Here is a 17,903-nt window from a genome sequence, read left to right on the forward strand (position 1 = left end):
CCGGTCAGCCCCGGTAGGGCAGCGCCGGAAGTCCCGTGACGCCGGGCCGCACCGCGAAGACCGCCCCGGCGGCGGGCTCCGCGCCCGGGGGCAGGCCGGTGCGCGAGGTCGTGACGTAGAGGGTGTCCAGGTCCGGTCCGCCGAAGACGCACGCGCTCACCTGCGAGGCGGTGAGGGTGACGACCCTGTCCAGGGTGCCGTCGGGCGCGTACCGGTGCACGGCCGAACCGCCCCACAGCGCGACCCAGACCCCGCCCTCGGCGTCGACGCACAGGCCGTCGGGTAGCCCGGCGCCGGTGGCGAACCGCACGAACGGGCGCCGGCGGCCCAGGCCGTTGACCGTGTCGTAGTCGAACACGTCGGTCCGTCCGGTCGCCGTGTCGTTGTAGTACGCGAGGTGGCCGTCGGGACTGAAGCCGAGCCCGTTGGAGACCGTGACCCCCTGGAGCACGGCCCGTGGCTCCTCCTCGGCGCCCGGCGCGAGTCGGTAGAGCGCGGCGGCCCCCGGCGTGGCGTCGTAGGCCATCGAACCGCAGTAGAAGCGCCCGTCGGGATCGCAGCCACCGTCGTTGAACCGCACCGCGGGGTCCGTCCAGACCTCGCCCAGCTCCCGGACGTCCGTCAGGTCGTCCCGTGCCGCCAGCGCGAAGGAGCGCTCCAGGGCGAGCACCGCCCCGCCGCCCGCGCGGGGGCGCAGCGCCGCCACGACCGCGCCGACGCGCGTCCGCGTGACGGATCCGTCGTCCCGCAGGGTCAGCACGTCCCCCGCGAGCATGTCGACGTACCGCAGTCCGCCCCAGGGGCCCCACCACACCGGGCCCTCGGCGTGGTCCGCCTCGGCGGCGGTGACCTGTTCCGCTCTCACGTGGATTCCTCTCCCAGCGCGTCGACGTACGGTGCCATGAACGGGAGCCGTGGCAGCTGGCTGGCGAGCACGCCCCCGTCGACGACGATGTGCTGCCCGGTGATGTACGAACCGGCGTCCGACGCCAGCAGCAGCAGGGCGCCCACCAGGTCGTCGGGTGAGCCGAAGCGCTGCCGCAGCGGGATGTGCTCGCGGTAGTACCGCTCGAACGCCGCGCGCTCCAGATCGAAGTCGGCGGCGATACCGGTCTCGATGACGCCCGGCGCGATCGCGTTGACGGTGATGCCGTGCTCGCCCAGCTCCAGCGCCAGCGACTGGGTCAGCTGCTCCAGGCCCGCCTTGGAGGTGTTGTAGGCGACGAGTCCGGGTTCGCCCACGATGCCGTTCTTCGAGGACAGCATGACGATCCGGCCGGCCACCCCGTGGTGGACCATGTGCTCGGCCGTCCGCTGGCTCAGCAGGAACGGGGCGGTGAGGTTGGTCGCCAGCGTCGCGTTCCAGTCGTCGAGACCCACCTCGTTGAACCGGCGGAGCGCGGCGACGCCCGCGCAGTTGACGAGGACGTCGATTCCGCCGGTGCGCTCCCACACCGCGTCGACGAGTCCGGGCAGCTCGTCGAGGTGTCCGAGGTCCTGCTCGGCCTCCCAGACGCGGGACCCGGTCTCCCGCAGCTCCCCGGCCAGCGTGGCCAGGCCCGCGGATCCGGGGCGGTCGCTCAGGACGAGGTCGGCCCCCGCCTCGGCCAGACCCCGCGCCAGCACGCCGCCGATGCCCCCGGCGGCGCCGGTGACCAGGCACGTCCGGCCCGACATGGTGAAGCGCCGCATGGTCACCACTCCCTGGAGTCGGGGACCTCGACGGCCGCGCCACCGGCCGCGACCGACTCGGCGGCGAGGATTCCGGGCAGCGTGTAGTCCAGCCCGCGGTGGACGTCGATCGGGGCGGCCCGCTCACCGCGCACGGCCTCCAGGAACTCCGGCAGCATCCAGTACTCGCTGGTGCCGTGGTCGCTGACGGTCGCCTCCGGAGGGGCGGCCAGCCGTTCCGGGATGTACCGCTCGGCGAACGCCCCGAGGTCGTGCCACCGCGCGCCCTCCTCGCAGCCGGAGCGCTCGTGGGCGTCGTCGAGCCAGACCTTGCTGGTGTCGCCGTTGCCGCGCCACGACTCGTAGCTGCCCGCCGAGCCCTGGAGCGCGTAGTACGCCATCTGGTGCGGGCGTGGCGAGGTGTGGTCCACGCGTACCCGGAACACCCGGCCCGCGTCGGTGCACAGGTGGAGCAGGTGCATCGAGGGCGCCGTCACCCGGGGGTCGAACCGTCCGCCCGGGACGGTGGTGGCGCTCACCGAGGTCACCCGGTCGTCGGTGACGTACAGCAGGGGCCCGACGCTGTGCGTGCAGTAGACGCCGATCCGCCCGTCGGCGCGCCAGGTCAGCGCGCCGTCGTCCGCGTACCAGAGGTCGCGGCAGTCGTGCAGGTACTCGGCCTCGGCGTAGTAGACCTCGCCGAACCGTCCGTCGGCGTACAGGCGGCGGGTCAGCTCGACCTCGTCCAGGTAGCGGTAGTTCTCGCCCAGCATGTACACGGCGTCGCTGGCCCGCGCCGCGTCGACGAGCGCGCGGGCCTCCTCCAGGCTGGTGCAGGCGATGACCTCACTGAGCACGTGCTTGCCCGCCGCGAGCGCCCGGACGGCGTGCTGAGCGTGGTACGGGACGGGGGAGGCGACGACGACCGCGTCGACGTCCTCCGCGAGCAGGGCGTCCATGCTGGGCGCGTACCGCGCGCCCGCCCTCGCCGCCACCTCCCGGCCGCGGGCCGCGTCGGTGTCGTGGAGGGCGGTCACGCGCGCGCCGCCCACCACCTCGCACAGGCGCAGGAAACTGAGGCCGCGGGTCAGTCCGATGACCCCGAAGCGTACGTCCGCTGGCATGTCCTGGGCTCCTGTCCTTAGGCGAAGATGACGACGACGGTGAGGGTGCTGAGGAACAGCAGACCCGCGTACAGGCGGTAGTTGACGTACCAGGGCTTCGCGGCGAGCTCACGGGACTCGTCCCGCCACAGCTGGGGGCGCCACACCAGGGTGCGCACCTCGTCGGGCGGCGGCTCGGTGGCGAGGCTGACGGCGACGATCACCAGGCTCGCGCCGGCGAAGAGGATCGCCGCCGCGTACAGCGCCTGGATCTCGATCAGGCCGTACACCTCGTTGGCCAGCAGACCGGCGGCGCCGACGGTCAGGCCGCTGAGCAGCGTCCAGAACGCGCCCTGGCGGGTGGTGCGCCTCCACAGCAGGCCGAAGAGGAACACCGCGACGATGGGTGGCACGAGGTACGACAGCACGGACTGGAGGTAGACGAAGAGCGTGCCGAAGCGGTGCATCTGAGTGGCCCAGAGCGTCGCGGTCGCGATGACCACGGCCGAGGTGAGCCGTCCGATGCCCACCAGCGCGCGCTGCGAGGTGCGCGGTCGGTACTTCGCCACGAAGTCCATGGTGAACAGGGTGGAGGCGGAGTTCAGGACCCCGGCGACGGTGGACATGATCCCCGCGAGGACGGCGGCGAGGACGACGCCGCGCAGCCCGGTCGGCAGCAGGTCCAGGGTCAGGGTCGGGAACGCCTCGTCCGGGTTGGTGAGGTCCGGGTACAGCACGAGTGCCATGCAGCCGGGCAGGATCATCAGCGCGATTCCGGTGAGCTTGAGGAAACCTCCGAACAGCGCGCCGTTCCGCCCGTGGTCGAGGTTCTTCGCCCCGAGGGTGCGCTGGACTATGACCTGGTTGGTGCACCAGAAGTAGATCCCGATAATGACCAGTCCGGTGAAGACGCCCGGCCAGGGCACCTGCGCGTCGTCGGCCGGCTGGAAGATGCTGAGTTCGCCGCCCGGCGCCGCCCGCTCCACGGCCCCCCAGGACGGGATGGCCGCCAGCGCCGCGAAGAAGACGATCGCGCCACCGGCGATGAAGACGATCGCCTGGATCACGTCGTTGACCGCGACCGACTTGAGCCCGCCGAAGACCGTGTACACGGCGGTCAACGCGGCCATCAGCACGATCGGCAGCCAGAGCGGCATGTGCGGGAAGAACGCCTGGAACACCAGCGCCCCCGCGTACAGCGCGATCGCGCAGTCGATGAAGACGTTGGTGACGATCGTGAACCCGGACAGCACCACTCGGGACCGCTCGTCGTAGCGGCGTTCGAGGAACTCCGGCAGCGTCGTGACGCCGGTGCGCATGTAGAACGGCAGGAACAGCACCACGAACACGATCAGGATGAGCGCGGGTACCCACTCGTGGCTGTAGAAGGCGAGCCCGGAGGAGTACCCGGCGCCCGCCAGGCCGATGAACGAGGCGCCGGAGAGGTTCGTCGCGTACAGCGAGAACCCCACGACCGGCCAGGTGAGGGTCCGGCCGGCGAGGAAGTAGTCGTCCGCGCTCTTCTTGCGGCGTCCCACGTACACGCCGATGAGCAGGGTCGCGACGATGTACAGGCCGACGATGCCCACGTCGAAGTAGCTGATCTCACTGTTGCCCACTTCGCTCCTCCTGAGCCTGCAAGTGCGTTCTGCTCTGGCAACTCCTGTTCGGTACTAGCGAATGATGGGTGGAGGGGTTCATCACTGTCAAGGACAACCGCGCACCTCCGCACGTCCGCCCCGCCGCCCGTCGTCGCGTCGTCGCGGGGTGTGATGGCGCAGCTCAGTGGCCTGTCGTGACGGAGGACCCGGAGGGCGCCGCCCGGGTGCCACTCGGGCGGCGCCCTGGGAGGGGAGGCTCGGGGTGGAGGTGCGGACGCGCGCGACCCGGGGCCCGGGTCAGTGGCGGGCGGCCGTGTGCGACGCGGCGAGTCGAGCCGCGGGCGGGCGGGGCGCCCATCCCGGGCAGAGGCGGGGTGCTTCGCGCGAACGAGGAGGCGGCCGCTGGCGCTCCCGGCGCGGGGCCTGCGGCGGCCTCGCCCCGGGCGGGGCGCTCCGGTGGCGCGGTGACGCCGGGTGCGGGGGTTCGGGCGGCGCGAGGGCCCGGGTGCCCCGGCGGGCTCAGGTCAGGGTGGCGACGAGCAGCGCCTTGATGGTGTGCATGCGGTTCTCGGCCTCGTCGAAGACCACCGAGTGTGCGGGGGACTCGAAGACCTCGTCGGTGACCTCCAGCGAGGTCAGCCCGTGCCGCTCGTGGATCTCCCGGCCCACGGCGGTGCCGAGGTCGTGGAAGGCGGGCAGGCAGTGCAGGAACCGCACGTCCGGGTTGCCGGTGGCCTGGAGGACGTCCATGGTCACCGCGTACGGGCGGAGCAGCGCGATCCGCTCGTCCCAGACCTCCCGGGGCTCGCCCATGGAGACCCAGACGTCGGTGGCCACGAAGTCCGCGCCGCGCACGCCCTCCTCGACGTCCTCGGTCAGGGTGACGCGGGCGCCGGTGCGGTAGGCGAGCGAACGGGCGGCGCGCACCACCGAGTCGGCGGGCCAGAGCGCGCGGGGCGCGGCGATCCGCACGTCCATCCCGAGCAGCGCGCCGGTGACCAGGTAGGAGTTGCCCATGTTGCTGCGGGCGTCGCCGAGGTAGGCGTAGCGCAGTTCGCTCAGTTCCCGGTCCGGCGCGTGCTCGGTCATGGTGAGCATGTCGGCCAGCATCTGCGTGGGGTGCCACTCGTCGGTCAGCCCGTTGTAGACCGGAACCCCGGCGTGCGCGGCCAGTTCCTCGACGACGTCCTGGCCGTTGCCGCGGTACTCGATGGCGTCGTAGAGCCGCCCCAGCACCCGGGCGGTGTCCTTTATCGTCTCCTTGTGCCCGATCTGTGAACCGGTCGGATCGAGGTAGGTCGTTGAGGCGCCCTGGTCGGCGGCGGCGACCTCGAAGGCGCAGCGGGTGCGGGTCGAGGTCTTCTCGAAGACCAGCGCGATGTTCCGTCCCCGCAGCAGGCGTTCCTCGCTGCCCGCCCGCTTGGCCGCCTTGAGCTCGGCGGCCAGCGCGATGAGCCGCCGGAACTCCCCGGGACTGAAGTCCAGCTCCTTCAGGAAGTGGCGTCCCGTGAGGTCTGCCGCCATGGGGCCTCCTAGCTCGCGGCGTGCCGGGGAAGACTGGAAGTGTATACGATTATTCGTATCTCTATGCGGGTCGGGCGGCCGGCGGCCGCCCGGTCACCCCGCCTCCCCGGCTCACCGCACGGCGTCCCGCTCCAGTGGGCAGCTCATGCAGCGTGGGCCGCCCCGGCCCCGGCCCAGTTCACTACCCGGGATCTCCAGTACCTCAACGCCCTGTTTGCGCAGATGTGTGTTGGTCGTGGCGTTCCGCTCGTAGGCGAGCACCACGCCGGGCTCGACGGCCAGCACGTTGCAGCCGTCGTCCCACTGCTCGCGCTCCGCCGCGCGCACGTCCTGGATCGGCGTCAGCACCCGGATCCCGTCCAGCCCCAGCGCCGCCGCGATGGCCCGGTGCATGTGCTCCGGGGGGTGGTCGGTGACCTTCAGTTCCTGCGGACCGGAGCCCGGCTCGATGGTGTACGAGCGGAGCATCCCCAGCCCCGCGTACTGGGTGAAGGTGTCCCCGTCGACCATGGTCATCACCGTGTCCAGGTGCATGAACGCCCGCCGTTTCGGCATGTCCAGCGCCACGATGGTCTTCGCCGAACCCGCCTCGAACAGCCCACGCGCCAGCAGCTCCACCGCCTGCGGGGTGGTCCGCTCGCTCATCCCGATCAGCACCGCGCCGGACCCGATGACCAGCACGTCCCCGCCCTCGATGGTGGACGGGTAGTCGCACTGCCCTCCGGACCAGGTGTGGAAGTCGCCCGCCTCCGGAGACCGGAAGAGCGGATGGTGCCGGTAGATCGCCTCGAAGTGCACCGTCTCGCGCTGCCGCGCGGGCCACCGCATCGCGTTGATCGAGACCCCGTCGTAGATCCACGCCGAGGCGTCCCGGGCGAAGAGGTGGTTGGGGAGGGGGGTGAGCAGGAAGTCGTCCAGTTCCATGGCGTGGAAGCGCACGGAGACGGGCTCCGGGTGGCGCTCCAGGAACTCCCGCTTGGTCGCCCCACCGATCAGCGCGGTCGCCAGCTCGGGCGAGGGGAGCTGGTCGAAGGCGGCGCGCAGGTGGCCGGTGGCCAGCGGGCCGTACTCCTTCTCGTCGAAGACCCGGTCCAGTACGAGCGCGCGGGCGGCCGGCACGTCCATCGCCTGCGTCAGCAGATCGCCGAACAGGTGCACCTCGACGCCGAGTTCACGCAGCGCGTCGGCGAACGCGTCGTGCTCCTGGCGGGCCCGCCGGACCCACAGCACGTCGTCGAAGAGCAGGTCGTCCTTGTTGCTCGGTGTGAGCCGCTTCAGCTCCAGGTCGGGACGGTGCAGCAGGACGCGGCGCAGCCGCCCGGTCTCGGAGTCGACATGGAATCCCATGGGGTCATCCTCGCTGAGGACCCCCGGGTACGCGCCGGGTTCACCGTGATCGTTCTCATCCCGGTACCGGGCATCGGGCGTCGGGTACCGGATACCGGGCACCCCCCCGCACTACGGCGATGTACCGGTGGTTTCCCGGCCTCCGGCGCACGCGCGGCGCGTCCACGGCCCCCACCCGGCCGCCCCCACCTGGTGGGAGCCGGGCGGGTCAGCGAACCGGCCCGAACCGTTCGCGCAGGGCGGCGATCCGCCGGGGACCCACCCGGCAGCAGCCACCGACCAGCCGCGCTCCGGCGGCCGTCCAGCCGGGCACGTCGGCCACGTCGAAGGTCTCCGGCCCGTGCCAGGCGCCCCGCGCCGTGTCCCAGCCCTCCCCGCTGTTGGGGTAGGCGACCACGGGCTTCCCGGTGGCCTCCGCCGCCATCCGGCACGCCTCCGGCACCTCGCTGGGGTCGCAGCAGTTCACCCCGACGGCGATGACCCGCGGATCGTCCGCCGCCACCGCGAACGCCGTGGTCAGCGGCGCCCCCGCGCGGGTGCGTCCCCCCGCCACGGTGTAGCTGAGCCACACCGGGAGACCGCATCCCTCCGCCGCGCGGAGCAGCGCCTCCGCCTCGTCGGTGTCCGGCACCGTCTCCAGAGCCAGCACGTCCGGCCCCGCCTCGGCCACCGCCTCGACGCGCGGCCGGTGGAAGGCGGTCAACTCGGCGACGCTCAGCCCGTACCGGCCCAGGTACTCGCCGCCGTCCGCGCGGACCGCGCCGTACGGGCCGACCGAACCCGCCACCCACACCGGGCGGCGCGTCCCCTCCGCCGCCCGCCGGGCCAGCGCCACGCTCCGCCGCACCATCCCCCTCGCCTCGGCGGGGCTCAGCCCGAGCGTGCCGAAGCCCGCCTCGGACGCCTGGTAGCTCGCGCTGATCAGCACGTCGGCGCCCGCGTCCAGGTAGGCGGCGTGCGCGGCCTCCACCTGGTCCGGATCGGTGGCCAGCAGCCGCGCGGACCAGAGCGCGCCGTCGAGCGAGTTCCCCTGCGCGGCCAGCTGGTTGGAGAGCCCGCCGTCAAGCAGCAGCGGTCGGCCGGGGGGCGCGGAGCGCAGCGCGTCCCGCAGGGGTGTCCGGGGAGCGGCCACGGCCGCTCAGCCGAGCTGCGGGCGGACCTGGTCGGCGACCAGCTCCAGGTGGCCGAGGTCGGTCAGGTCCAGCAGCTGGAGGTAGATGCGCGAGCTGCCGATCTCCGCGAACCGGCCGATCCGGTCGACCACCTCGTCGGGGGTGCCCGCCAGACCGTTCTCCCGCAGTTCGGCGGGGTCCCGGCCGATCGCCTCGGCGCGCCGGGCCACCTCCGCCTCGTTCCGTCCGACGCACAGCACCAGTGCGTTGGAGTAGACGAGTTCGTCCGCCCGGCGGCCGTGCTCCTCGGCCGCGGCCCGCACCCGGGAGAACTGCCGCGCGGTGTCCGCGACCGAGGCGAACGGCACGTTGAACTCGTCGGCGTGGCGGGCCGCCAGCCGCGGTGTGCGGTGCGGACCCAGCCCGCCGACGAGGACCGGGATCCTGCGCTGTGCGGGCTTGGGCAGCGCGGGGGAGTCGTCGAGCTGGTAGTGGACGCCCCGGTAGCTGAACTTCTCGCCGGGTGGGGTCGCCCACAGCCCGGTGACGATCTCCAGCTGCTCCTCCAGCCGCGCGAACCGCTCCCGGGGGAACGGGATGCCGTAGGCGGTGTGCTCGGCCTCATACCACCCGGCGCCCAGGCCGAAGTCGACCCGGCCCCCCGACATCGCGTCCACCTGCGCCACCTGGATGGCCAGCGGCCCCGGGAGCCGGAAGGTGCCCGCCGTCATCAGGGTGCCCAGCCGGATGCGGCTGGTCTCCCGGGCGAGCCCGGCCAGGGTGATCCAGGCGTCGGTCGGCCCTGGCAGCCCGTCGGAGTCGCCCATGGCCAGGTAGTGGTCTGAGCGGTAGAAGGCGTCGTAGCCCAGCTCCTCGGTGGCCTGGGCGACCGAGAGCAGCGCGTCGTAGTCGGCGCCCTGCTGGGGTTCGGTGAATACGCGGAGGTCCATACCTCCATCTTGCACATTGGCTGACGGCGGTCAGCGGCGGGTTTCGGTCCCGTCGCCCGGCCGCCCGGATCCGGGCCTCCGAGCGGATCCGGCTCCCCGGCCAGCCCTTTCTCCGCGCCTTCCGGAGGCCGCTCCGCGCTCCGTCCGGCGTGGGGCGCCCGCCCGGCCTCCGGGGAAGGAAGGGGCCGGTCGTGACCGGCCCGGAGGCCGGGCGGGCGGCGGGCGGCGGTACCGGGCCGGTGCGGCAGCGCCCGTCCGGTACCGGATGGTCCCGGGGGTGCCGGTCAGGCCACCCCGCCGCGTTCTCGCGACTCAAGCCGGCGCAGGATGCCGGTCACCCGGTCCCCGGACTCGTCCGCCGCGTCGATCGCCTCGATGCACTGCCAGTAGAGCGCCTCGTCGGAGGCGGAGGCGGCCACCGCCACCAGCGCGACGCCCGACTCGACCAGCAGCTCGCCCAGTTCCAGCAGCGTGCACCGCGGGTCGACGACGAGGGTGAGCCGGGCGGCCCGCACCGCGTCCCCGCCCGGGGCGCGCGGGTGGGCGGGCGCGGAGGCGAGGGAGCCCGCCTCACTGAGGCCCAGGGCTTCCGAACGCACCATGGGCGGACCGCTGATGGCGAGATGGCTGCCGATCGCCTCGGCGAGCGCCTGTGTCTGCCACGCCTCCGCGACGATCTCCGACGCGGTGCCGCACCGCGCGAGAGCGTGCCGGGTGGCCTCGATGAGCCGTAGGGCGTCCATCTGCCATCCCCCTCAACTGGTCGCTACCCAGCGTGACCATCAAGGGCCTCTTCCGCCAGGGGGTTTGGGAAATCTCGGGATAATCGACCCTGCCTCAGCAGGTTTCTCACTCCATAGAGTGACCGTTTCCGGTTGCCGGGAAACGCGTTTCGTTCCTCTCGATCTTCGCGGCCAGTGCGGAGAGCGGGTCGATGCCCAGGACCTCGCAGAACTGGAGGAGGTAGGCGAGCACGTCGGCCACCTCGTCCTCGACCAGTGGGGCCGTCTCCGGATCCGCCATGACCTGGGAGGACTCTTCCGGCGTGAGCCACTGGAAGATCTCCACGAGTTCCCCGGCCTCGACGCTCAGCGCGGCGGAGAGATTCTTCGGCGTGTGGAACGGGCCCCAGTCCCGGGCCGCCGCGAACGCGGCGAGCCGACGCTGGAGGGCCCGCACGGTGAGATCGTCAAGGTCGCTCATCCGCCCAGGTCTACCAGGGCGGGCGCGGAGCCCACCGGTCGCCCCGGCGCGGGAACCGGCGGGCCGGACGGCCCGCTCCGCCCGGGGTGGTGGGAGCACCAGTGACGCGGCGCGCGGGCGCGGGGGTGCCGGGTCGCCGCCGCCCGGTGGGGCGGGTGCTCCGGTACGGGGACGCGGGGTGTGCGGTGCCGTAGCCATGGCCAGGAAACGTACGTGCGGTGGTGTGCGCCGAACCGTTTCCGCCGGGTACCGCTCCCTCGATCGAGGGACCCAGAAGGGGACGGAACCCCCGGCCCTCCTCCGTCAGCCGCCGGAGCGGCCTACCGCCTCGCCCGCCGCCCCGCCCGCCGCCGGTCCCGGGCACTCGGCGGAGGCCGCGCGGCCCGGACTCCGGTGGGCGCGGCGCGAGTTGGGAGGCGCTCGGTCAGCGGCGGCGGCCGCCGGGGCCCCCGGCGTCTCCGTCGTTCCGGGGGCCTCCGGCGTCATCCGGGTGACCGGGGGACCCGGCGTGCCCGGCGGCCCCACGGCGCCCGTCCGCCCCGCCGCCCCCGTTCTCGTCCCACCAGCGGTCGTCGGGCTCCCGGCGGTTCGCGACGATCGCGGCCCACGGGGGGATGACCATGGCCACCACGCACATCCCGACGGCCACCGGAACCGACCACAGCCGGACGAAGGCGCCCGCGCTGACGAACAGCACCAGGCACACGGTCATCAGCGCGAAGTAGCGCCTCCGCCGTCGTCTGTACACGGCTCCACGCTACGGCGGGCACGGCCGCCAGGCGCGGCGGCGGCCGCCCCCAGCCCCGCCACCGGGTCCCGGCCGGTCGGCACCCGGCACCGCTCGTCGCCGCCCGTTCCGTCTGTCCCCACCCGTGCCCGCTCCGGCGTACGGCCAGGATGGGACCCGTACCAGAGGGCGGGCGTGGCCCCGGACGGAGGGGTGACGCGGACGGGGCGCGGCAGGCGTGAACCCGTCCGGAACGCGCGGACAGACAAGGGGGTGTGACGACGCAACAGTCAGAACTCAGAAGCCGGCTCCGATCCGGTGACGCCGACGCCTTCGGGACGCTCTTCGACACCTACGCGCGCTCGGTCTACAACCACGCCTTCCGGCTGACCGGGGACTGGACGGTGGCCGAGGACATCGTCTCCCTCACCTTCCTGGAGGCGTGGCGGAAACGTGGCGGGATCACCGCGGACGGCGGTTCGGTGCGCCCCTGGCTGCTCGGCCTGGCCACCAACGTGGCTCGGAACACCCGCCGGGCGGCGCGCCGCCATCAGGCCGCTCTCGCGCGGCTGCCCGTCCCCCGGGACCAGGGCGACTTCTCCGACGAGGTCGCGGCGCGCGTCGATGACAAGGCCCAACTCGCCCTGGTCCGCACCGCGTTGGACTCCCTGGGGCGCCGGGAGCGGGAGGTGCTGGCGCTCTGCGCGTGGTCCGGACTCGACTACGCCGCCGCCGCGCGGGCCCTCGGTATCCCCGTCGGCACCGTGCGGTCGCGACTGTCCCGGGCTCGTCGGCAACTCGCCGCCGCGCTGGGCCACACCCGGCCCGACCCACGGGTGACACCGGAGACAAGGGGGCGGGCCATGGTGGCCAGGCCCGTTCAGGAGGGAAACCGATGACCACGCCCGCTGATCCGATCACCCCGAGCGACCCGTACGAACGGGACCTCCCGCCCGGCCGCCACCACCTGCGCCGAGAGCACCTGCTGGACGAGGTGCGGCGCGCTCCGGCCCGGGCCGGGGGGAGGTCCTGGTGGCCCGGCGGCCGCCGGCCGACCCGGCGGTGGACCCGGCCGCTGCTGACCGCCGCGGTGGCCGCCACCGCCGCCGTCGTCACCCTCACCGTCGTGCTGCCCCAGGACGGCGCGAGCGCGCCTCCCGGGGCCTCCGAGGAGGCGGTAGCCCTGCTGGAGGACGCCGCGCTGGCGGCCGAGGGGAAGCGCGAGCCGGACGGCGTCCGTGACGAGCAGTTCGTCTACGTCCGGAGCAGGGTGGGCTACCTCCAGGGGCGGCCGGACGGGCCGCCCAGGCTGGAGCCCGTCCACCAGCGCGAGGCCTGGCTCTCGGTGGACGGGAGCAGATGGGGACTGCTCCGGGAGCGGAACGACACCGGCACCATGAGGCTGGAGCCGGACACCCCCGGTGTCGAGGGCAACACCAACTACCGGCATCTCCAGACGCTTCCCACCGATCCGGCCCGGATGCTGCGGTGGCTGCACCGGGTGGCCGAGGGCGGCGAGAGCGACGAGCAGAACGCCTTCGTGCTCGTCGGGGACCTGGCCAGGGAGTCGCTGCTGCCACCGGACACCGCCGCCGCCCTGTTCCGGGCGGCGGCGCGGATCTCCGGCGTCACCGTGGTCTCCGACGCGGTGGACGCGGCGGGGCGGCGCGGCGTGGCCGTCGCCCGGGAGAACGACGGGGAGCGGGTGGAACTGATCTTCCACCCGAAGACCAAGACCTTCCTCGGCGAACGGTCCGTGGCCACCGAGGACCTCTCCCACGGCCCGCGTGAGGGCGCGGTGACGGGCCGCAGCGCTGTCCTCGAACGGGCCGTGGTCGACCGGCCCGGGCAGCGGCCGGACGCGGCGAAGAAGGAGTAGCCGCCCCGCGGGCTCAGGGGCGCTGAGCGAACGCGTGGGACACGTTCTCCGTCACCCGGGGGTCGGGAGGCAGCACCCGGCCGAGCGTCTGGGCCGACTCCTGGGCCGTGCGGCTCTCGTACCGCCAGCCCAGCGAGGTCAACTGCTCCCGCAGGCCGCGCCGTTCGCCGTCCGGGAGGAGGGTGGGCAGATCGATGCCGAGGGCGGTACCGCTCTCCCGGATCTCCTCGTCCCCCGCGAGCGGGGCCACGGCGGCACACTCGGCCGCGATCCGGCTGCCGGGCGCGGAGAGCCGGTCGATCTGCCGGAACAGCTCCTCCTCCGCCTCGGACGGGAGGTAGGGCAGCAGCCCCTCGGCCAGCCATCCGGTGGGCCGCGTGGTGTCGAAGCCCGCGTCGATCAGGGCCGTGGCCCAGTCCTCGCGCAGGTCCATCGGTACGGGCGTGTGGTCACAGGCGGCCTCGGCGCCCCTCTCCCGCAGCACGCCCAGCTTGAAGTCGAGGACGCGGGGCTGGTCCAGCTCGAAGCACCGGGTACCGGCCGGCCACGTGAGACGGAAGGGACGGGTGTCCAGACCGGAGGCGAGGATGACGAACTGGCGTACCCCCTCCCGCGCGGCGTCGGTGAGGAAGTCGTCGAAGACCCGCGAACGGACCCCCAGGTACCTGCTTATCGCCGTCCACAGCTCGTCCGAGATGGTGCCCTCCGCCCCGTCCGGTGTGATCGGGACGGGGAGGTCGGGGGAGGCCGCCGTGAGGAAGTCGGCGGCGTACGGATCGGTCATGAGCGCGTCCGGCCGGGCGCTCTCGTTCGCTCTGCCAGCCGCCACCGCGAGGGCCGTCACCCCCGCCCCGGAGACGATGTCCCACGTGTCCGACCGCTGCTCCGAACTCACGAACCTACCTCCAGGAGGGGGGAGATCACTCACGGAATGTGCCCGTGGGCGCACCAGGTGTGCCCGGACCGCACGCTACGAGACGAGGGCCGGGCGCGACCAGCGGCGATCGGCGGACGAGATCCTTTTCCGCCATCCTCCGCCCCCGCGTCGGGGCCGCCCGGAGCGGAGCGCGCCGTCGGCACGCGTTCGACTCCCGGCGGATCAGGAGCCGTTCGGTCGCGGCCCGCGCCGGGGGCGTGGAGCCCGGCCGGGGCGGTGGGTGGGCCGGTGGTGGCCCCCCGGGGGAGCGGCCGCCGGGCGCGGTCACCCACACCACCGGACGTCGGCTGGCGCCCCGCCGCCGGAGAACAACACCGCGCGACGCGGCGCTCGTTGGCGGACGCCGGGACGCCGGGACGCCGGGACGCCGGGACGCCGGGACGCCGGGACGCCGGGACGCCGGACGCCGCCCCCGGCCTCGCTGGTCCCGGCGCCCGTCACCGACCCCCGGGGACGAGGCGGGCGGAGGCGGTCTCCGCCGCGCGGCGGAGCGGGTTCACCGTCTGGCAGGACGTGCGGGCGCCACCGCCCCGGAGAGCCTGGGGACATGTCCAACTCACCGCTCACCAGGGCCGTTCGGCCCGCATCCACCTCGCGCGTCCAGGGATGGCGGAACCTGTTGTTCGCCCTGGTTCCCCTGGCCTGCCTCCCGTACCTCGTCTTGAAGATCTCCTGGCTCTGCGGTGGCACCGCGGGCATCCCGGAGGGAAGCGTCCTGCGGGACGGCGGCGGCACCCTGTGGGCGGTGAACCTGCTGACCGCCGTCATGGACGCCACGGTCATCCTGCTCGCGCTGGCCCTCACCCACCCCCGGGGGCGGCGGCTGCCCAGCACGCTGGTGGCGGTGCCGCTCTGGTGCGCGAGCGGACTGCTGGGCCTGATCCTGGTGGCCTTTCCCATCCAGGCGCTCCACGGGGCGCTGACCGGGGCGGGGGGCAGCACTGGGGACGCGGACGGTGGGGCCGAGGAACTGCTGGACGGCTGGGTGTGGAACACCGTCTACACCGGCTTCAGCGTGCAGGGCCTCGTCCTCGCGGCGCTCTCCGTGCTCTACGTGCGCGAGCGCTGGGGCGCGCTGTTGCGGATCCGTCCGGGCACGCTGCCGGGGGCGCCGCGCCCCACGGCCCGCTCCCGCGCGGTGCTGGGGGTCGCGGCGCTGGGGGCGCTGCCCGTCGCGGCGTTCCACGCGCTGTGGGCGGCCGGTTCGGAGTGGGGGCTCGACGCGGAGGTCGCGGCGGAGCGCACGGCCGACACCCGGATCGTCGAGGCGACGCACCTCCTCTTCGTGCTCCTCGCGGTCGCGGGGACGGCCTGGCTCGTACGGGGCGGGGGCCGCGTCCCCCTGTGGCGGCCGCTCCTCGTCGCCTGGGTCGGCTCGGGGGCGCTGGCCTGCTGGGGTGCCTGGATGCTGATGGGGGCGCTGTCCGGCGGCGGACGCACCCTGGGCGATCGGATCACCGGCCCGATGCAGGGCACCTACGTCCTCCAGACGCTGGTCGGGCTGCTGCTGGCGGCGCTGGTCGCCCGGGCGCTGACCGGCTGCGCGCGGGCCCTGGAACGGCGGTGAACCGGGGCCCGCGGCACGGCAGTTGACCGGCGGGGCGGTCCGTTGGCGGCGCGGTTCGCCGGTGTGGTGAGCTGGGCGCCCGCCCGGCGGGGCCGGGCCGGAGGCGGTCGGACGGCCGCGGTGTGGGGATCGGGAAGCGCCGGGGAAGCGGGGGAGACGAGTGCGGGGACGCGTGGGATCGCGGACACGGGCGCGGTGGCTCGGGCTGCGCTGGGTGCACCTGTTGCAGGGCGGCGCGCTGATGACGCCGTACTTCCTGCTCGTGATGGTGGTGGTCGGCGTGGTGCGCCCGGGTGTGCGGCCCTTCTCCTCCGAGCCGGGGTGGCAGTTCCTCGGGCTGGGGCTCGGGCTGCCGCTGGTCGCCGTGACCGCGCTGCTCCTCCCCTTCGTCCGCGTCCTGGAGGCGACGACGGCGCGCACCCTGGCCTGTGTGCCGGGCGGCGCGCTGGACACGGAACCGGCACGCTCGTGGGCGGCGCGCTGGCGCACCGCCGGATGGTTCACCCTGCACGCTGGTCTCGGCGCCGTGGTCAGCGGTTCCACCCTGGCCGTTCCGCCGATGACCGGGGTGCTGCTGCTGCTTCCGTTCTCGGAGGCGCTGCGCTCCCGGCTCGGCGGCGGACCCTGGGGCGCCGACGGCATGGTGTGGACGGCGCCGGTGGCCGGGCTGGCGCTGCTGCTGGCGCTGGCGGCCGGAGCGTACGCGGCGGGGGCCGTCCTCGCGCGCTGCGCGCCCCCGCTGCTGGGGCCCACCCCCGCGGACCGGCTGGCCGCGGCCGAACGCCGGGCGGCCGAACTGGCGCGCCGCAACCGGCTCGCGCGCGAGCTGCACGACTCCGTCGGCCACGCGCTCAGCGCGGTCAGCCTTCAGGCGGGCGCCGCCCGGCGGCTCCTCGACTCCGACCCGGACTTCGTACGCGAGGCGCTGACCGCCATCGAGAGCACCAGCAGGAGCGCCGTGGGCGAACTCGACGCGGTCCTGGGGGTGTTGCGCGGTGACGCGGCGGACCGGGAAGGCGAGCTGGCGCGTCCGCCCACGCTCGCCGCCGGCCTCGACGGACTGCTGGCGCGTGGCCGTGCCACCGGCGCCGCCATCGCGTTCCTGCCCGGCCCCGGAGTGGAACCGCTGGACGCGCTGCCGGACGAGACCTCGCGCACCGCCTTCCGCATCGTCCAGGAGGGCCTCAGCAACGCCCTGCGGCATGCCACGGGCGCCCCGGTACGGATCCGGCTGACACGTCAACAGACCAGAAAGGGTGAGGAGTTGGAGATCGCGGTGACCAATCCGCTGACCGGGGAGGCCACGGGCGCGCGGCCGGGCACCGGCGGGCGTGGGCTGCCCGGCATCGCCGAACGCGCCGAGCTGCTGGGCGGTTCGGCGCGCGCCGGGGTGGGGGAGGACGGCTGGCGGCTCTCGGCCCGGCTGCCGCTCACCACGGCGTCGCGCGCGGACCGGGCGGACGCCCGATGACCGCGCCCGGCCCCGAAACCCCCGGCCCCGAAACCCCCGGACCCACCGACCCCCAACCCGCCGGACCCACCGCGCCCGGCCCGGACGGGCCGCTGCGCCTCGTCCTGGCGGACGACGAGCACTTGGTGCGCGGCGCGCTGCGCGCGATCCTCGGCGCGGAACCGGACATCGAGGTCGTGGGGGAGGCGACGAGCGGCAGCGAGGCCGTGTCGCTCGTGCGCGAACTGCGCCCCGACGTCGTCCTGATGGACGTCCGGATGCCGGAGACCGACGGTATCCGCGCCACCGAACTGATCCTCGGCGCACCGGACGTCGTCGCCGGTGACCGCGCCGCGCCGCGCGTCCTCGTCGTGACGACCTTCGAGAACGACTCCTACGTCTACGAGGCGCTGCGCGCGGGAGCGCACGGCTTCCTCCTCAAACGCGCCACGGCCGAGGAACTCGTCGCGGGTGTCCGCCTGATCGCGCGCGGCGACTCGCTGCTCTTCCCCGCCGCCCTCCGCTCCCTGGCCGCCCACCACGCGCGCGCGGACCGCGCGGGCGCCCTGCGCCGACGGCTCACCGGGCGCGAGGCCGAGGTGCTGCGGCTGATGGCGGAGGGGCTGACCAACACCGAGATCGCCGGCCGGATGGCGATCGGTCAGGCCACGGCGAAGACCCATGTGGCCGCCGTGCTCGCGAAGTTGGAGGCCCGCGACCGCACGCAGGCGGTGATCGCCGCGTACGAGCACGGCTTCGTCACCCCGGGCGGTGCGTCAACGGGGTGAGGCGTCCCGGTCCGCGCCCGGCGGCGCGGCGGTGAGCCGCGCCG

General features: G+C 74.1%; 17 protein-coding genes. 5 read left to right on the forward strand and 12 right to left on the reverse strand.

Translation table 11 applies throughout. From position 1 onward, the window contains the following. Positions 1 to 4: 4 nt before the first annotated feature. From E0L36_RS14235 to E0L36_RS14285, 11 genes are all read right to left on the reverse strand, one after another. Entirely contained in the window at positions 5 to 865 is an 861-nt protein-coding gene (locus E0L36_RS14235; RefSeq protein ID WP_180929390.1) for an SMP-30/gluconolactonase/LRE family protein, read from the reverse strand. Continuing rightward, the gene (locus E0L36_RS14240) at positions 862 to 1,692 is read right to left on the reverse strand and encodes an SDR family NAD(P)-dependent oxidoreductase (RefSeq protein WP_180929391.1); all 831 of its coding nucleotides are present in this window, start codon (positions 1,690 to 1,692) and stop codon (positions 862 to 864) included. The genes E0L36_RS14235 and E0L36_RS14240 overlap by 4 nt, the downstream gene beginning before the upstream one ends. Before the next feature lie 2 nt (positions 1,693 to 1,694). Then, a complete protein-coding gene (locus tag E0L36_RS14245) occupies positions 1,695 to 2,795 on the reverse strand; it encodes a Gfo/Idh/MocA family protein (protein ID WP_180929392.1) in 1,101 nt (366 codons plus the stop codon). Positions 2,796 to 2,812: 17 nt separating this feature from the next. Next, positions 2,813 to 4,393, reverse strand: a complete 1,581-nt coding sequence (locus E0L36_RS14250) for a sodium:solute symporter (protein WP_180929393.1) — start codon at positions 4,391 to 4,393, stop codon at positions 2,813 to 2,815. 501 nt (positions 4,394 to 4,894) lie between these two features. Continuing rightward, the gene (argF, locus tag E0L36_RS14255; RefSeq protein WP_180929394.1) at positions 4,895 to 5,899 is read right to left on the reverse strand and encodes an ornithine carbamoyltransferase; all 1,005 of its coding nucleotides are present in this window, start codon (positions 5,897 to 5,899) and stop codon (positions 4,895 to 4,897) included. Between the two features lie 111 nt (positions 5,900 to 6,010). After that, complete coding sequence (locus tag E0L36_RS14260; RefSeq protein WP_180929395.1) at positions 6,011 to 7,246, reverse strand: arginine deiminase; 1,236 nt, start codon at positions 7,244 to 7,246, stop codon at positions 6,011 to 6,013. A 208-nt stretch (positions 7,247 to 7,454) separates the two neighbouring features. After that, positions 7,455 to 8,378, reverse strand: coding sequence for a homocysteine S-methyltransferase (gene mmuM / locus E0L36_RS14265; protein WP_308416760.1), 924 nt, complete (start codon positions 8,376 to 8,378; stop codon positions 7,455 to 7,457). 6 nt (positions 8,379 to 8,384) lie between these two features. Beyond that, positions 8,385 to 9,308: an LLM class F420-dependent oxidoreductase gene (locus tag E0L36_RS14270; protein ID WP_180929396.1), complete on the reverse strand. Its 924-nt coding sequence runs from the start codon at positions 9,306 to 9,308 to the stop codon at positions 8,385 to 8,387. A 284-nt stretch (positions 9,309 to 9,592) separates the two neighbouring features. After that, on the reverse strand, positions 9,593 to 10,051 hold the full coding sequence (locus E0L36_RS14275) for a DUF6099 family protein (RefSeq protein ID WP_180929397.1): 459 nt from the start codon (positions 10,049 to 10,051) through the stop codon (positions 9,593 to 9,595). 106 nt (positions 10,052 to 10,157) lie between these two features. After that, positions 10,158 to 10,511 carry a nucleotide pyrophosphohydrolase gene (locus tag E0L36_RS14280; RefSeq protein WP_180929398.1) on the reverse strand — a complete coding sequence of 118 codons (354 nt, stop codon included), beginning with the start codon at positions 10,509 to 10,511 and terminating at the stop codon, positions 10,158 to 10,160. 424 nt (positions 10,512 to 10,935) lie between these two features. Continuing rightward, positions 10,936 to 11,259 carry a DUF3099 domain-containing protein gene (locus E0L36_RS14285; protein ID WP_180929399.1) on the reverse strand — a complete coding sequence of 108 codons (324 nt, stop codon included), beginning with the start codon at positions 11,257 to 11,259 and terminating at the stop codon, positions 10,936 to 10,938. Between the two features lie 254 nt (positions 11,260 to 11,513). Between E0L36_RS14285 and E0L36_RS14290 the strand changes: the two genes are divergently transcribed. Then, positions 11,514 to 12,137 carry an RNA polymerase sigma factor gene (locus E0L36_RS14290; protein ID WP_180929400.1) on the forward strand — a complete coding sequence of 208 codons (624 nt, stop codon included), beginning with the start codon at positions 11,514 to 11,516 and terminating at the stop codon, positions 12,135 to 12,137. Continuing rightward, positions 12,134 to 13,117, forward strand: coding sequence for a CU044_5270 family protein (locus E0L36_RS14295; RefSeq protein ID WP_180929401.1), 984 nt, complete (start codon positions 12,134 to 12,136; stop codon positions 13,115 to 13,117). Before E0L36_RS14290 ends, E0L36_RS14295 begins: the two co-directional genes overlap by 4 nt. Before the next feature lie 13 nt (positions 13,118 to 13,130). Here E0L36_RS14295 and E0L36_RS14300 read toward each other — a convergent pair whose 3' ends face one another. Next, entirely contained in the window at positions 13,131 to 14,012 is an 882-nt protein-coding gene (locus E0L36_RS14300; protein WP_180929402.1) for an SAM-dependent methyltransferase, read from the reverse strand. A gap of 589 nt (positions 14,013 to 14,601) precedes the next feature. Between E0L36_RS14300 and E0L36_RS14305 the strand changes: the two genes are divergently transcribed. The 3 genes from E0L36_RS14305 to E0L36_RS14315 all read left to right on the forward strand — a co-directional run bounded on the left by E0L36_RS14305 (position 14,602) and on the right by E0L36_RS14315 (position 17,859). Then, positions 14,602 to 15,621 (forward strand): hypothetical protein, encoded by a 1,020-nt coding sequence (locus E0L36_RS14305; protein ID WP_258016164.1) that lies wholly within the window; start codon positions 14,602 to 14,604, stop codon positions 15,619 to 15,621. Positions 15,622 to 15,793: 172 nt separating this feature from the next. Continuing rightward, the gene (locus E0L36_RS14310; RefSeq protein ID WP_374705536.1) at positions 15,794 to 17,092 is read left to right on the forward strand and encodes a sensor histidine kinase; all 1,299 of its coding nucleotides are present in this window, start codon (positions 15,794 to 15,796) and stop codon (positions 17,090 to 17,092) included. Between the two features lie 92 nt (positions 17,093 to 17,184). After that, positions 17,185 to 17,859, forward strand: coding sequence for a response regulator transcription factor (locus E0L36_RS14315; RefSeq protein ID WP_258016262.1), 675 nt, complete (start codon positions 17,185 to 17,187; stop codon positions 17,857 to 17,859). Positions 17,860 to 17,903: the final 44 nt, after the last annotated feature.

Source organism: Streptomyces sp. AJS327 (genome assembly GCF_013450295.1).
GTDB lineage: Bacteria > Actinomycetota > Actinomycetes > Streptomycetales > Streptomycetaceae > Streptomyces.

Excerpts from the sequence above, each read along its gene's own strand:
- E0L36_RS14240 (WP_180929391.1), bottom strand. The coding sequence starts at position 1,692 with ATGCGGCGCTTCACCATGTCGGGCCGGACGTGCCTGGTCACCGGCGCC.
- E0L36_RS14295 (WP_180929401.1), top strand. The coding sequence starts at position 12,134 with ATGACCACGCCCGCTGATCCGATCACCCCGAGCGACCCGTACGAACGG.
- E0L36_RS14275 (WP_180929397.1), bottom strand. The coding sequence starts at position 10,051 with ATGGACGCCCTACGGCTCATCGAGGCCACCCGGCACGCTCTCGCGCGG.
- E0L36_RS14245 (WP_180929392.1), bottom strand. The coding sequence starts at position 2,795 with ATGCCAGCGGACGTACGCTTCGGGGTCATCGGACTGACCCGCGGCCTC.
- E0L36_RS14260 (WP_180929395.1), bottom strand. The coding sequence starts at position 7,246 with ATGGGATTCCATGTCGACTCCGAGACCGGGCGGCTGCGCCGCGTCCTG.
- E0L36_RS14280 (WP_180929398.1), bottom strand. The coding sequence starts at position 10,511 with ATGAGCGACCTTGACGATCTCACCGTGCGGGCCCTCCAGCGTCGGCTC.
- E0L36_RS14270 (WP_180929396.1), bottom strand. The coding sequence starts at position 9,308 with ATGGACCTCCGCGTATTCACCGAACCCCAGCAGGGCGCCGACTACGAC.
- argF (WP_180929394.1), bottom strand. The coding sequence starts at position 5,899 with ATGGCGGCAGACCTCACGGGACGCCACTTCCTGAAGGAGCTGGACTTC.
- E0L36_RS14305 (WP_258016164.1), top strand. The coding sequence starts at position 14,602 with ATGTCCAACTCACCGCTCACCAGGGCCGTTCGGCCCGCATCCACCTCG.